12 protein-coding genes are annotated in these 14,862 nt (G+C 64.2%); 6 read left to right on the plus strand and 6 right to left on the minus strand.

Annotated features, from left to right (window positions below):
- Positions 1–21: 21 nt before the first annotated feature.
- The 6 genes from KVY00_RS06435 to KVY00_RS06460 all read left to right on the plus strand — a co-directional run bounded on the left by KVY00_RS06435 (position 22) and on the right by KVY00_RS06460 (position 7,805).
- Positions 22–1,020, plus strand: coding sequence for a glycosyltransferase family 2 protein (locus tag KVY00_RS06435; protein ID WP_223044861.1), 999 nt, complete (start codon positions 22–24; stop codon positions 1,018–1,020).
- A gap of 123 nt (positions 1,021–1,143) precedes the next feature.
- Complete coding sequence (locus KVY00_RS06440) at positions 1,144–2,829, plus strand: asparagine synthetase B family protein (RefSeq protein ID WP_223044862.1); 1,686 nt, start codon at positions 1,144–1,146, stop codon at positions 2,827–2,829.
- A 31-nt stretch (positions 2,830–2,860) separates the two neighbouring features.
- Positions 2,861–4,201, plus strand: coding sequence for a lipopolysaccharide biosynthesis protein (locus KVY00_RS06445; protein WP_223044863.1), 1,341 nt, complete (start codon positions 2,861–2,863; stop codon positions 4,199–4,201).
- A complete protein-coding gene (locus tag KVY00_RS06450; RefSeq protein WP_223044864.1) occupies positions 4,198–5,520 on the plus strand; it encodes an O-antigen ligase family protein in 1,323 nt (440 codons plus the stop codon). Before KVY00_RS06445 ends, KVY00_RS06450 begins: the two co-directional genes overlap by 4 nt.
- A 106-nt stretch (positions 5,521–5,626) precedes the next feature.
- Positions 5,627–6,607: an acyltransferase family protein gene (locus KVY00_RS06455; protein ID WP_223044865.1), complete on the plus strand. Its 981-nt coding sequence runs from the start codon at positions 5,627–5,629 to the stop codon at positions 6,605–6,607.
- A 13-nt stretch (positions 6,608–6,620) separates the two neighbouring features.
- Positions 6,621–7,805, plus strand: coding sequence for a right-handed parallel beta-helix repeat-containing protein (locus KVY00_RS06460; protein WP_223044866.1), 1,185 nt, complete (start codon positions 6,621–6,623; stop codon positions 7,803–7,805).
- 20 nt (positions 7,806–7,825) lie between these two features.
- On the opposite strand, the gene KVY00_RS06465 is transcribed toward KVY00_RS06460, so the two are convergent.
- The 6 genes from KVY00_RS06465 to KVY00_RS06490 all read right to left on the minus strand — a co-directional run bounded on the left by KVY00_RS06465 (position 7,826) and on the right by KVY00_RS06490 (position 14,603).
- Positions 7,826–9,766: a right-handed parallel beta-helix repeat-containing protein gene (locus tag KVY00_RS06465; RefSeq protein WP_223044867.1), complete on the minus strand. Its 1,941-nt coding sequence runs from the start codon at positions 9,764–9,766 to the stop codon at positions 7,826–7,828.
- Between the two features lie 119 nt (positions 9,767–9,885).
- A complete protein-coding gene (locus tag KVY00_RS06470; RefSeq protein ID WP_223044868.1) occupies positions 9,886–11,070 on the minus strand; it encodes a nucleotidyltransferase family protein in 1,185 nt (394 codons plus the stop codon).
- Positions 11,063–12,199, minus strand: coding sequence for a nucleoside/nucleotide kinase family protein (locus KVY00_RS06475; protein ID WP_223044869.1), 1,137 nt, complete (start codon positions 12,197–12,199; stop codon positions 11,063–11,065). The genes KVY00_RS06470 and KVY00_RS06475 overlap by 8 nt, the downstream gene beginning before the upstream one ends.
- 230 nt (positions 12,200–12,429) lie before the next feature.
- Entirely contained in the window at positions 12,430–12,813 is a 384-nt protein-coding gene (gene rplL, locus KVY00_RS06480; RefSeq protein ID WP_017883632.1) for a 50S ribosomal protein L7/L12, read from the minus strand.
- A gap of 80 nt (positions 12,814–12,893) precedes the next feature.
- Complete coding sequence (gene rplJ, locus KVY00_RS06485; protein ID WP_223044870.1) at positions 12,894–13,403, minus strand: 50S ribosomal protein L10; 510 nt, start codon at positions 13,401–13,403, stop codon at positions 12,894–12,896.
- A gap of 477 nt (positions 13,404–13,880) precedes the next feature.
- Positions 13,881–14,603, minus strand: coding sequence for a response regulator transcription factor (locus tag KVY00_RS06490; RefSeq protein ID WP_223044871.1), 723 nt, complete (start codon positions 14,601–14,603; stop codon positions 13,881–13,883).
- Positions 14,604–14,862 lie beyond the last annotated feature (259 nt).

Raw genomic sequence — 14,862 nt, forward strand, 5'->3', positions numbered from 1 at the left:
CTCAATTAGGCTCACCCTGTGATGAAGAGACCCTCACGGCGAGTCGGCGTGCCCGCTCGGGGCGCGGAAAGCCCCGGAGTATCCGTCGTCATCCCCACCGTGGGGCGCGCCGATCTGGCCCGCGCCATCGCCTCGGTTCGAGGCCAGGACTACTCGGGCGATATCGAAATCCTCGTGATCGCGGATCTGGCCGATGGAGCGCTCGACCAGGGCCTCGCCGCGGGTGCGGATGCCGTGCTCTACACCGGCGGGGGCCGGCGAGCGGGGGCCGCGCGCAATCTCGGCATTCAGCATGCTTCCCACCCCTACGTCGCCTTTCTCGACGATGACGACGAGTGGTCGCCTCGCAAGCTGACTGTGCAGATGCCGGTGCTCGTCTCCGGCGAGGCCGATGTGGTGGGCTCGCAGGCCGTCTACCGCAATCCCGGTACGCACACCACGAGCCCGCCGATCCCCACGACGGTCAAGCGCGAAGACCAGCCCTTCGCCGAGTACCTGTTCCGCCGACGCAGGGCTTCGGTGGGGCGCCCGACGATCTTCTCCATCACGCTCGTGGCGCGCACCGAGCTTGCCCGTCGGGTTCCGTGGGATGAGACGCTCCCCCGCCATCAGGACTGGGACTGGCTGGATCGGCTCGAGCGGGCCGGCGCATCGATCATGCAGATCCCCGAGCCGCTGGCGACCGTGTGGACCGGTTCCGACGGATCCATCTCCTCCAGCGCCGATTGGCGATCCTCGCTCGCCTGGGCGCAGACCCGGCGCGGCGTCTGGGATCCGAGCGTGCTATCCGATTTCCTCGCAGGGCAGGTGCTCAGATACGCCTTCCAATCGCGGTCGCCGGCCGGGGTGGCGCGCACCGCGCGGGCGATCGCAGCGACCCGGCGTCTCCCGGCGGCCTCGACGTTGATCCTGGGCCTGGGAGGCCTCGTGCCGAGACCGCTCATCAACCGGCTGATGAGCAGGGGACGCGGATCATCACAAGCATCCGAACGCTCCTCCGAGGTATCACAACAGGCCTGAAGGGCGTCGGCTTCTTCGACACCCCACGCTCAGAGAAAGGCACAGATGAGAAACCGAGTTCCCGACCGGGATCGCAACAACTGGGTCGTCGCCCCGTCTTCGGCTGCTGCATGCATCCCAGCGGTGTACGAGACCGTCGAGGTCTCGGGGATGGTGCTCGGCTGGTGTCCCGACGGGCGATTCATGGAGGATCGCTGCCTCAGCGTGACCGACGAACGCGTGATTCTGTTCGACGGGGTGCTGCTCAACAAGCACGAGCTGCTCCACGAGCGCGGAGTGGACTCCATCGAGGCCCTGCTCCACTCGATGATGAACGCCGATGGCGTGACGGCAACGCTGGCTACGCTGCGAGGACCCTTCAGCGGTGCCGTTCTCGACCTCGCCAAGAACACGCTGCAGGTATTCGGCAACCACACCGGGGACACCGCCGCCTTCCTGTATCAGGGCACTGCCGGGCCACTCGCGTCGAACAGCTTCGACCTGCTCATGCGCCTGCTCGACGGTGCGGGGCAGCGGCCCACCTTCGACGAGCACGCAGCCCGCATGATGCTCAGCTACGGATTCATGACCGACGACCACACGTTCGCCGAGGAGGTTCGGCGGGCGACCCCGGGCTCTCTGCTCTCGGTTCCCTTCGACGGAAGCATGCCTGCCGTCGAGATCGAATACTGGCGCTTGGAGCACACGCCCGTTCACTCCAACCTCAGCTACGATGACGCACTCGCGCGGTTCGACCAGCTGTTCCGCACCGCGGTGCGACGCTGCTTCGATAAGGATCTCGAGTACGGGTACAGTCACCTGGCCGACATCTCCGGGGGTTTGGACGCCCGCATGGTCAACGTGGTCGCACGCGATCTCGGCTACGGCCCGATCACCAATGTCACCTACAGCGACTGGCACAGCGATGACCGGCGCTATGCGCTTCGACTCGCCGAGCAACTCGGCAATGACAGCTTCTACCACCCGACCGGAAGCGGTCGCTCCCTCCTCTCCCCCGAAGCGATCCTGCAGCTCAACTCCGGGATGTGCTATTACGGCAGCATCACCGGTGGTTTCTCGACTCTGCAGGCGCTCAACTTCTCGAAGTTCGGGCTCGAGCACACAGGGCTTTTCGGTGGTGCAGTTGCAGACACCTATGCTTCCTCGCCCCAACGACGACCGGCCCAGCCTGGCTCAGGCGCGAATTCCCGCATCAACATCGAGCCTCCCGGACGCGGCGTCAGCACTGATGATGAGGAGATCTTCATCATGACCACACGGGGATTCCGTGGACAGGCAGCAACGTACCTGATGAGGTCGCATTTCACTTTTGCAGCCTCCCCATTCGCCGACATTGATGTCCTCGACTTCGCGTTCCGTATGCCGCTCGAATGGCGGCTGAGCCATCGGTTCCAACTCGACTGGATTCAGGCCTTCTATCCCCACGCGCTCGATACCCCCAGCACACAGATCCTGCCTCGCGAGAAGCGTCCCATACGCACTGTCGGCAGGTTCGCGCGCAAGGCGATGAACAGAATTCTCGTGGAGGCGCAGGCTCGACTCAATCGAAGCTCTGAGCCGCGCCGACTCCCCCTGCGATTCCTGCTGAACAATATGAACCCTGCCGATTTCTGGTACGCCGAGAACCAGGCGTTCCGACAACTCGTAGAGGAGGCCGAGCAATATGCGGATCGGATCCCGATCAATGCGCAGACGCGCTCGAACCTGAAACGCTCGCTGCGCGGCGACGGCACGGCGTGGGATCGGGTGCAGGCGATCACGGTTACCACCATGCACCGCATGTACTTCCTGAGCGATCAGGTCCGTTGATGCAGATGCTGTCGAACGCGGGGTGATGCCCATGACTCAGCGAACACGAAGACCGGCGCCGAAGGCGTTCAGATGGTTCGTGGGCTCGGGGCGTTCGTTCAAGAACGTGACCACCGTATTCACCGGTACGGCTGCCGCTCACGCGTTCACCTTCCTCATCATGGTGCCGCTCGCCCGGCTGTACAGTCCGGCAGACTTCGGATTGTTCGTGATCATCCAGTCGGTCGCGATCGTGGGCACGAGTCTCGCCTCGCTGCGTTACGACATGGCCATCGTGCTACCCGATTCGAACACCACGGCGCGAGTGCTGCATCGGCTCGCCTCCCGCACAATCGCGATCACCTCTCTGCTACTCGCGTCGGTTCTGTTCCTCGCCAGGCGATGGATCGAGGAGGTCTACGACAACCGGGCCTTCTCCTACTGGGCCCTCGCTGCCGCGGGTGTCGTCTTCTTCACCGCCCAGATCGCGAACACGCAGTTCTGGCTCACGCGGCAGAAGGCTTTCGCGGTCCTCGCGGCGAATAAGGCCGTCGCTGCCATTGCCGTCGGGGGTTTCCAACTGCTCTTCGCTTTCGTCACCGGCGGGTTCGAGGGCCTGCTGCTCGGCTTGTTGCTCGGCCAGGCGCTGGCCCTGGTGCTCGTCGCGCTGAGAGCCCCCGAACTGCGCGCCCCGATGCCGCGAGATGCGCCGACCATGCGTGAGGTGGCGGTCCGCTATCGCAGGATGCCGCTGCTCAATGGGCCGAACGTGGTACTCGACGCGGTGAGAGAGGCCGGGGTCAACATTCTGATCGGCAACATCGCGGTCTCAGGGCTCGGTCAGTACAACCTCGCGTTCAGCGGCACCATCGCGCCCGTGAAGCTGCTGAACGGTGCGGTCTCATCGGTCTTCCTGCAGAAGCTCGCAACGACCGGGCCCGGCCACATGTTCCGGCTTGTGAGAGCGACGGTTGCTCGCGCCCTGCTGATCTCACTGCCCGGCTTCACGCTCTTCTATCTCCTCGCCCCCTGGTTCTTCCCCGCACTGTTCGGGAACGAGTGGGCGGAGGCAGGGCGGATCGCGCAGGCGCTGGTCCCCTGGACGTTCATGCTCACACTGACCACCCCGATCTCGACGATCTTCGTTGCGCTGGAGGCGCAGGGCTGGGCACTCGCCCTCGCGTTGCTCCAGGTGATCGTGGTGTTTTCGCTGCTCATCATGAGTCCCTTCGAGCTGCTGGGAACGGTGCGCCTCCTCGGAGGAGTGCTCGCCGGATTCCTTCTGTTCTGGCTCGCCAATGCGTTCCTGCTTGCGCACAGATTCGACCGGAGGGGCGCGTCCAGTCGACCGGACGCCGATTCGCTGAGTGATGATGAGGCGCACATCGCATGATCCAGAACACCGCAGAAATCGTCATCGCAGTACTCTCCCTCCTGGTGCTGCTGCGTTCCCTTCCTCCGTTGGCCCGCTTGCTGCGCGATCCCGATATCCGCGCGAGCACACTCGCGCTCGCGGCCCTCATCATCGGGGGCGTCGTCGGCGACATGGAGATTCTTCGAGGCACCAGTGTGTTCAAGCTCGCCTACGCCGCGTTCTTCGTGCTGCTGATGCTCTTCTCTCTGGCTCGCCGCAGGAGGCAGATGGCCCCTCCGGCGTCTCTGGCGCCGGTGCTGCTGATCACCCTCGTATGGGCATGGTTGTTCGGCGTGAACATCGTGCAGAACGAGTTCTTCACCGGTGTAGGGGAACTGCTGATGCGCTTCGCACCGGGAGCGATCTGGCTGATCTTCCTATTCAGCTGGAAACACAGCCCGGTCACCCGGGAACAGCTCTCCCCACTCGCAATGATCGCCGTGAGCATCCCGGGACTGATGACCCCGTTCATATCCGACGCCTGGCGTGCCTGCGATGAGTACAAGTGCGGCGTCTTCGACGGCATGCTGAAGGGCCCGTACATCTCAGAAAATTACCTGTCGCAGCAGGTGGTAGTCGCTCTGCTGCTGTGGCTCTTCACCTACGGACTCCGTAAGTCCTTGCTCCCCCTGCTGCTGAGCATCGCGTGGCTGCTCGCAACCGAATCCCGCACTTCGCAGTACACATTGCTCGTCGCGCTGGGTCTCGCTCTCATCATCTCGATGGTCGATCGACGACGCGACGGGGCACCCGGGATTGTCGGTCGGCTTACACTCACCGCACTCGCGCTCACCTTCTTCGTCATCGCCTTCAGGCTCGCAATGACCGCTCTACCTACCGATTTCAGCGGACGGGGGCGGATCTGGTCGCGCGCGCTGGAGGCCGTCTCCGAGAACAGTATCGGGGGTCTTGGAGTCGACCGCTGGGCGTATTTGCAGAGCTCTGGCCTGGTTTCTCAGCTGTACCAGCACAGCCTCTACATCTTCGTCTATTTCGGCGGCGGCGTCATCGGGCTCATTCTGCTCTTCCTCTGGGTGCGGCAGAGTCTGGTCTCGACTGCCATGTTCGAGAAGCGACTTGCGCCTGCCGCGGCGTTCGGAACGGCTTTCCTCATGCTCGGCCTGCTCGAGGTGGTTTCGAATCCGATGGCTCTGGATGGGACCCTCTGGATCGCGCTGTCGCTCTTCGCCGTTCCTAATGGGATACTGACCGGCTCAACGAAAAACAACCGGCAGACTACGAAGTTCTCTGATCAGAGTGAGCACTCAGAAAGCAGCGAGGAAACCACCCTGCGATAGCTGTCTCTGAGTGTGTCTTGGGTGAATGCGCACCCGTTCGACACCGTTTCCGCCAAGTTCACGCAGACCTGAGGCCTGGGGGGAGTCGCTGAAATACATTCGGAGCATGGCAGGTAATCGCAACGCAGGAGTCGACGCCGTCAGAATCCTCGGCATTGTCGCCATCGTTGCGGGCCACGTATGGATGACGCCCGTAATGCGCGAACTCGTCTTCCCTTGGCACGTGCCGGTGTTCTTCTTCCTCAGCGGCTATCTGTGGAAATCGGGGCGCGGGCTGCGCGAGGAGATAAGCCGTCGCACCTCGACGCTGCTCAAGCCGTACGCGTTCTGGCTGATCGCCTTGTACGTCCCCTGGTCCATCGCGCTTTTCATCTTCGACGAGGCGACGCCCGCAAAGCTCTGGGAACCGCTCTATGGAGGGCGCGGGGTCGGAGGCCCGTTCAACACGTTCTGGTTCGTTTTCGCGCTCTTCGCGACGGCAGTGATCTGGCGAATGCTCAGCACCACGCCGATCGCAGTCCGTGTCGGGTGTACGGTGGTGGGCGCGCTGCTCGGCACGCTCTTCGGCCCCCAACTGGCCTCCACTCCCCTCGCACTCGGCAACGCTCTCCCCGCGCTCGTGTTCCTGGCTGCGGGGCAGCTCGCGAGACATCTCCCTATCGAGCGCACAGGGGCAAGAATTCTCACCTCCGTCACCGCTCTCGTGGTCTCCGGAGCGCTGGTGGCTTCAGGCCTCTCCCTGCCCGTGAACATCAAGAGCGGAGACTGGGGCACGCCCGTGCTGAGCTATCTCGTGGCGATTCTCATCAGCTGGGCTCTCGTGATACTCGCCGAGACCTGGGCGAGAAATCTCATTCCGAGGGTGAGCGCTGCGATCAGCTACGCAGCGCTCACCGGCTTCACGGTCGTCCTCGTGCACTCGACCGTCATCTGGCTCGGATTCGAGGCAGGCGTTCCCCTGCCGCTCCTATTCGCGCTGGCGCTGCTGATCCCCGTCGGGGTAGCCCTGATCGCCCTGAGAACGCGCTTCTCTCAGTGGCTCACCGGCGTGCCCCGAGTGACTCCAAGAACCGCAGAACAACGATAGAGAGGTTGGCGGCATGAACAGCGAACTGATTCCCGAACGGCCCAACCAGGAGGGCGTGGAACGAGACGACTCGCCCTACGTTCTCGAGAGCAGTCTCGATTCTCTCACCGCGGCACTCATCGCAGATCGGCAATCGCAGACCGGTGCGCTCCTATCGAAGCGTATTGATCGCGCCGGATACGTTGTCCCTGACCTGACCGGTGTGGGAGACGAATCCGCGAAAGTGCAGGCGGCGGTCGACCTGGCCTACGCTCAGGGCTGGCCTCTGGTGTTCCCGGCCGGCACCTACACGATGGGTGAGATCACTATTCCCGGTGAGGTGATGAGGATCAGCGGCGCGGGCGCGAACTGGGGCGGAACGATCCTCAAGCCTGCTCCCGGCGCGGAGTTCATCATCCGAACTCGTACCGGCGCCATACTGCGCGATCTCGCATTCCACCTCGATGGTGTCGAGACTGTTGCGATCGATATCACCAACACCTCCCGCGCCCTGATCGACAATATCTATATCTACGGCAGCAGCACCAGGGACTCTGAGCGAGCCGGCGTCGGCATCCATCTGTGGGGCACCTCTGCTTCGAACAGTGCCCACGCGAACCGGATCCAGAACGTCATGATCGTCCGGTGCCGACGCGGAATCTGGGGACGCTCCTACTGCTACGACACTGAAGCGCTCAATCTCTGGGTGGCGCTGTGCAGCGAGCAGGGGATCCGCCTGAATGACGGTGGTCACATGTTCACGAATATTCATGTATGGGAGTGCGACAGCCACGGGCTCTATCTCATCGCTTGCGGCGGATCCCGATTCGTGAACATGTACCTCGAGCACAACAAGGGGTACGGGCTGTTCTCGGGTTCTTACGATGTGTTCGGAGCGACGTTCGTCGGAGTTCGGCTCTGGAGAAACGAACTCGGAGGTGCCCGTACGCAGTATGGCAAGCGCGACCGGTTCATCGGGTGCGATATCCAGGAGAACAATGGGGTCGGACTCAACTTCTACAATCACACGGACGCCATCGTGCAGGGGTGCGTCTTCTACGACGAGCGCCCCACGAAGACACAGGCGTACGGGATCGTGAGCGCAGGCGATTCCGACCGGATCATCGTCATGGGCTGCAATGCGCCTGACGACCACCATGTGAACTTCGGAATCAGACTCGTCGGAACGAGCAACCAGGTTCTCGGCAACATCACCTGAGGCGTGCCGCCGAGAGTCCGTTACAGGTACTTTGTGAATTCGATACTCGCGAAGTGAATCTGCGCCGTTCCCGTTCCTTCGGCTGATACCGAGAGAGTGAAGCTTCCCCTCGAACTGACGTCGGCATAACCGGAGAACTCCACGCGCCTCGCTTCTCCTCCCGTTGAGGGGATCGACTGGAAGCCTCCTCCGGCATGTCTCAGAGGCCGGGCGACTCCACCGACATCGGAGGCGCCCCAGTACCCCGCACTCACGTTCTCCTGGTTCAGCCGCAGATTCACCTGTTGCGTCGAGGTGATGAAGGCGTGCCCCCTGAAGGTGTACTGCCCGATGCCTATGGATCGACGCACGAGATAGGGGGTGAAGCCGCCGGTGCCGATGCTCATGCCATCGAACTTCGCAGCTTCGATGCGGCCTGCCGTGACGGTGTTCGACTGTGATTCGTCCACTACAACATCGCCAGTGAAGAACTGCTTCACAGCATGGATCTCGACCACATTGTCACGCGAAGCCTCATCGATTCTCACTGCGCTTCTCGCTGCTGGTTGCGTGCCGTTCAGGAACCGCCGAGACGTAAAATTCGAGTTCACAATCTGATTCGAACGAGCATTCACGATCGTCACGGCGGTCTCGTAGGAGTCGTCGAACACACAACCCGTGATGATGTTGTCGCCGCCGGCGGCGGTAGTTCCATTCGCCCTAGTCTGGGTGATGAGCACACCCCCGCTCTCGGTGTTGCCTGTGGTGCCGTTGAGCCAGAATCTCGTGCCTTCAACCGCTACTCCGAGAGATTCACGGAGGATCAGCCCCCAGACAGGGTTCGTCTCGATATACGAGGCTGACAGCTTCGACCCCGATCTGAGAGACACGCCGCACTGAGAGCATCCCCAGACATGGCAGTTGATCAGCGTTGCCGCGCCTCCCTCATCCAAGATGCCGATCTCGTTGAGACCGATCCAGATGTTCGTCAACTCGGCGTCAGGCGACCCGAGGCGGATAGCGACTCCTGTCCCGTCACCGCCATAAAATCGGCAGTTCATGACTTTCGGAGTGACCGACGCTCCGGGAGTATTGACCACGTACAGACCGTACGTTTCGCGATTGCCGAGGCAGATCACTGCAGCACCCCGAATTGCGCACCGGGGACCCTCCTGCTGGAAGACCCTGAAGTTGTGCAGCCCATCGCTGTGCCAGGTGCCGTCGTCGATGACGGTCCAGGGACCCATCCGGACCATATATCCGTGATTACCGGTGTGGCCCACCGGTGGCTTGAAAATGCTGCTGGAGGCAGAAAGGTGGGTGCTCTCCAAATACACGCCGGCGATGCGATTCACGCCGAGCGGAGCGATAACCGTGATCTTGCGATCCTCATCGCTCGAGACGGACATCTGGGCACGAACCATCTCGCGCCAGGTTGAGCTGTCATCGTTCGTGCCGACAGGCCCCCACCAGTACGGGTGCCAGTCGACTCGCTCCGGCCTCACGACACCGCCCTGAGACTGATCGAAGCACATGCCGACCGGAGAACTGAGACCTCCGGCGAGCGTGACGGCGACGCCGTTATCCGGGCGGATAACGGCGCCAGGATGCATCAGCACCGGCTGAGAAATGGTGAGGTTCGATGCGACTCGATGCACTCCGGGCAGCAACGCGATGTGCTGCCCGAGAGCCTCTGCTCGACTGGCTCCAGCCACCAGAGCAGTCCGATTGTCCGCGGTACCCGCGGCGGCCACGCCGACACTCAGGTAGAACGATCGCCCGCCGGCGTCATACGTCTGCGAGCTGTCATCGGACAGCAGTTGCGCCACTGCGCTATCTAATTCTGGAGTGGGCGTTGCGAAAGTCACGGCCTGGTCATCTGCGGCGTCGACGCTGTCACCTGTGCCGGCAGCCCGAGATACCGCGCCGGCCTCGGCACTGGGCTCCGTCACCGGTTCACGGTCGAAGAATTGATTCGTCATTGAATGCTGCCTTTCGAGTAATGGGCTATGTCATGCTTCGGGAAGAGCCACGTCGACGTCGATCCCGACAGCATGCGGCCCGACAGAATCCCTCGTATTTCTTGAACTACGCGCTTTCATCAGCTCCTCCTGAACGCCGCGAAGATCCGGCCGAGTCGGGCGAGACGATCCCGAACACTGAGCGCGCTCCCGCCGGGCTCCGCACCCTCGTCCCGCTCCCCCACATCGGACTGTGTCGGCCACAGCAGCCGCTTCACCAGACGCGGCTTATCGGGCCAGCGCACGTGGGCGAGCGCGGCGAGGTAGTACCTCGCGCGGGTGGGCTGCGTGAGCCAGGTCCAGTTGAAAGGCAACGGGTTCGTGACCACGATCGTCTCCTCGGGGAACGCGCGCCGCAGATGCGGTTCGAGGGCAGCGTCAGCCCCGAGGCGATCCGCGATCCCGATCACCCCGGCCCCGCAGCGTCGCAGCACCCCCACCGCCTCCTCCGGCCCGCCGCTGTGCGGGCGCTGGCCGGGCGGGGCCGGGCGCGCGAAGTGCAACGCCGAGAACAGGCCGTTGACGAGGGGCTCGGCCACGGGAGCCTTCACGGCGGCGAACTCCATCTGCTCCGCGGAGTCGCGCACCACGGCGAAGGCCTCGTCGTCGCCCAGCCCCACGCCGGGGAATCGGCGGTGCAGGTCGATCTCACAGCCCCACATCGTCGGCGCGAGCGTCACGGAGTGCGAGAGATCGGTGACGTCCCAGAGAATGTGACGCACGATCCATCCCCAGGGGCTCAGCGCCTCCTGCAACTCGGAGATGCGACGAGGATCGACCAGCACGTCGATGTCGGCCGAGTGCTCACGGTCGCGCAACCCCTGCCGGTGCAGCGCCGGCCCCTTGATGAACACGAGCTCGATGCCTCGCTCGAAGGCCGCGCTGTGCACCAGCGCGTAGAGCATCTCGTGCAGCGGCGACGACAGCCAGGGGGCTGCGACCGCCGTGACCCGCGCCGGGTGATCCGGGTTCTGGGAGGCGAGGCCGAACTCTGCGAACTCCCGCGCCAGGGCGCGCTGCGGATCCGTCAGGATCGCATCGGCGACCGGTCCATCGACCATCTGCATCCACAGCTCGGCCGCGTCGCCGTGCAGGCCGATCGGTTCGTCGCAGGGCAGCGTCGGCAGCACCATGCATTCGATCCCGCGCTGCGCCGCGGTGTCGAGCCCGCGGATATCGAGCGCGGCGTAGGCGATCGCGACCCAGACCGTCGAGGTGCCATCCACCGCGACTCCCGCATCGTGCGCGGCGCCCATCTCACTCACCGCGCTCATCGCGTTCGAGCACGGCCGCGTCGACCAGCGCGTCGCAGACCTCCACCAGGGCCTCGCGCACCGTGCCGTGCGGGGGTGCGCCGAAGCGTTCGACCGCGCGACGCTCGAGGCGCGCCCAGTCGTCCCCCTCGCAGAGGCCGCGCCATACCAGCGGAGCGATACCGGTGAGCAGGCGCACCTCGCGATCAGCGGTGAGCACCACGGTACCTGTCGCGCACTCGACGGCGTCGAGCACGCGCTCCGCTGGGGCGTAGCCGACGCTGGGGACGTGCGGGCCGGCGGGGCTGGAATCGCGGATCGGCAGGATCTGCTCCCAGGGCTCGCACTCCCCCGCAGCGTAGAGGTCGTCGATCGCCTCCGGGATCCGATCCGGCACCCCCACACGCAACCGCCGCACCCCGCCCGTCGCCTCGGCAGTGCGCGCGATCGCGACCAGCGGGTCGGTCAGTTCGGCCAGATAGCTCGTCTGCTGCGCGATCTCGACCAGCGCCTCGGCGAGGCCCACCGGTTCCACACTGGAGGCTTCTTCGCCCTCGCCCGCGCGCTCGAGCAGCACGAGCCCCGCGATCCCGAGACCGGCGTCGGGCAGCGGCAGCAGACCGAGATCCGTCGGCGCGATCTGCACCTTCTCCGTGCGCCCCGCCGTCACCACACTGAGCGGTTTGCGATACGGCAGCACGCTCCCGTCGCGCGCGATCGCGACCGCCTCGTCGGTCACGTACCCGAGGCGGACCGCCAGCTGCCGCGCAGTCGTCGTCTTGCCCCTGCCCGAGGGGCCGATGATCGCCAGCACAGCACCGTCGGCGCGCGCGACACCCGCAGCGTGCAACAGCAGGTGAGTGCCCGCGCGATCCCTCAGCGCCGCGAGCGTGACCTCCGTGCTGAGCCGCGAGGCAGCCTCATCGAGATGCGCCTCGACCAGGGGGTGCAGCGCGACGCTCGGTGCTCCGGGCATCGGCTCGCCGTGCGGCGATCGGGGCGATCGTCGCATTCCCGCGTCGCTCCAAGGGGCGAGCAGCGCTTCGAGCAGACGCTCGTCGATCGGCTCGACCGCCCGCACCAGCACCGTTGCGCCGAGCGCCTCCACACCGGCGACTACCCGGGAAGGATTCGTGTTCAAGCGGTTGCACCTCTTCTGCGCCCCCCAGAAAACGACAATTCCCCCGTTCCATTCTCGCAGGCAGCTCTCGAAGAGCAGGTCGCCACCGCAGGTTTCGGCGCCAGCCTGGCGCATTTCGTATTGCGCGCACCGCTTCGAAGCGGCACAGCCCCGCAAACGCAAAAGGGCGGGACCACCCGAAGGTGATCCCGCCCCGCTTCGCTGATGCGAAGAGCCGTAAGCCCGAAGACTTAGGCGAGCTTGACGCCCGCGCCGGCCTCCTCGAGCTTAGCCTTGGCCGCCTCGGCGTCCTCCTTCTTCGCGCCCTCGAGCACGTTCTTGGGAGCCTCCTCGACGAGAGCCTTCGCCTCGCCCAGGCCCAGGCCGGTCAGCTCGCGCACGACCTTGATGACCTGGATCTTCTTGTCGCCGGCCGACTCGAGAACGACGTCGAACTCGTCCTTCTCCTCGACGGCCTCGGCAGCGCCACCGGCAGCCGGAGCAGCAGCAACCGCAACCGGAGCAGCAGCCGAAACGTCGAAGGTCTCCTCGAACGCCTTCACGAACTCGGAGAGCTCGATGAGGGTGAGCTCCTTGAACTGCTCGAGCAGCTCTTCAGTCGAAAGCTTAGCCATTGTGTTTCTCCTTGATGTTTGCCCTCACGCGGTGCGTGCAAGGCGGGTTTGTGTGTAGTGAACCGGCGTGTGCCGAATCCTTACGCGTCCTGCTTCTCCTGCAGCGCACCGAAACCGCGTGCGGCCTTGGCGGGCAGGGCGGCGAACAGCTGTGCTGCACCGACCAGAGCAGCCTGCATGGCGCCTGCGGCCTTGGCCAGCAGCACCTCGCGGCTCTCGAGATCGGCAAGCTTGCCTACCTCTGCAGCGGTCAGGGCGTTGCCATCGAAGTAGCCCGCCTTCACCACCAGAAGAGGGTTTGCCTTGGCGAAGTCACGCAGAGCCTTGGCGACCGCGACGGTGTCACCGTGCACGAAGGCGAGAGCCGAGGGACCGGCGAGCTCGTCATCGAAAGCGGTGATCCCGGCGTTGTTGGCCGCAATCTTGGTCAGCGTGTTCTTCGCCACAGCGTACGTCGCGTGCTCGCGGATGCTGTTGCGGAGATCCCGCAGCTGGGCAACCGTGAGACCGCGGTACTCAGTCAGCAGAACGGCGGTCGACTCTTCAAACTTCTTCTGAAGATCGGCAACCGTAGCGTCCTTCGTAGCCATGGCGCTCCCTAGCTTGTCGTACCCGTGCGGCGGATGCCGCTCGGGGGCCGTGCCGCTCGGATGCCCCGCGCCCTGAGCCGGGCTCAGAAACGACGAAAGCTCCGGCGCGCACGCACGGAGCTTCTGTGAAGATCGGGATCGCGATCCCGTATCTCAAGGAGTTCGTACCTGCGCAGGTCTTCGCTTGCGCGAACGTTACGGGATCCTCACGGACCCTACCGACGGTCTTTGGCCGTCGGAAACTCTATCACACTTTCGCGAAGAGCCCGATCTTGTCTGTTCCCGGGACCGCTCGCCCGCCGCCACTCGCCCCGCCCCCGCCGAACGCGACTGTTTCAGTGAGACTGACTGTTTCAGGGGCTCTAGAACAGTCTGTCTCACTGAAACAGTCAGGCTCGGCGCAGTCTCCGCGTCCCGCGGAAGCACAGAGGCGCGTCTCCGCGGCAATGCCGCAGCGGCGACTCCCAGAAAGCCGCCTCAGCCAGCGGGCTTCAGCATGTAGCCCGCACCGCGCACCGTATGCACCATCGGCTCGCGGCCGGCATCGATCTTCTTGCGCAGGTAGGAGATGTAGAGCTCGACCACGGTCGACTTGCCGTTGAAGTCGTAGGCCCACACCCGATCCAGAATCTGCGCCTTCGACAGCACGCGGTTCGGGTTGCGCATCAGGTAGCGCAGCAGCTCGAACTCCGTGTTGGTGACGGTGATCGATTCGCCGGCGCGAGCGACCTCGTAGCTGTCCTCGTTGAGGGTGAGGTCGCCGACCCGCAGCACCGGATCGGGCTGCTGCGCGAGCGCCATCTGCGAGCGGCGCACCAGGCCGCGCAGCCGCGCGATGAGCTCCTCGAGGCTGAACGGCTTCACCACGTAGTCATCGCCGCCCGCGGTGAGACCGTTGACGCGATCCTCGACCGAATCGAGCGCCGTCAAGAACAGCACCGGGAACATCCGACCGTCGGAGCGCACGCGCGTGAGCAACTGCATGCCGTCGAAATCGGGAAGCATGATGTCGAAGACCGCGACGTCGGGTTCGAACGACCGGATCTTCTGAAGCGCCTCCTCACCCGTCGAAGCGGTGTCGACATCCCACCCCTCGTAGCGCAACGCCATTGCGACGAGCTGCGTGATCGATTCCTCATCGTCGACGACGAGCGCGCGCATCTTTCCGCCATCGGCGCGTTTCAATGCCTGAGATTCCATGTCTGCCTGAGTGCCCTTCTCACCTGGCACGCATGCGCTGAGAAGAAGTCAGCGCCGAGACGCACCAGAACTCTGTACCCCCGAGCGCGATGACTGCCGAGCGCGCGGGAATCTGTCGGTACGAGCCTAATGCTTCCCTCTCCGCCACCGCACCCAACAGATGATGAGCATCTGCACCCCCTGGCAGGATTATCAGCAAACTTTCCAGATTTCCTTTCTACTCAGGTCTTTTAGGCGACAACAGCTGGATTTCGAGGCG

This window comes from Leucobacter tenebrionis (assembly GCF_019884725.1).
GTDB lineage: Bacteria > Actinomycetota > Actinomycetes > Actinomycetales > Microbacteriaceae > Leucobacter > Leucobacter tenebrionis.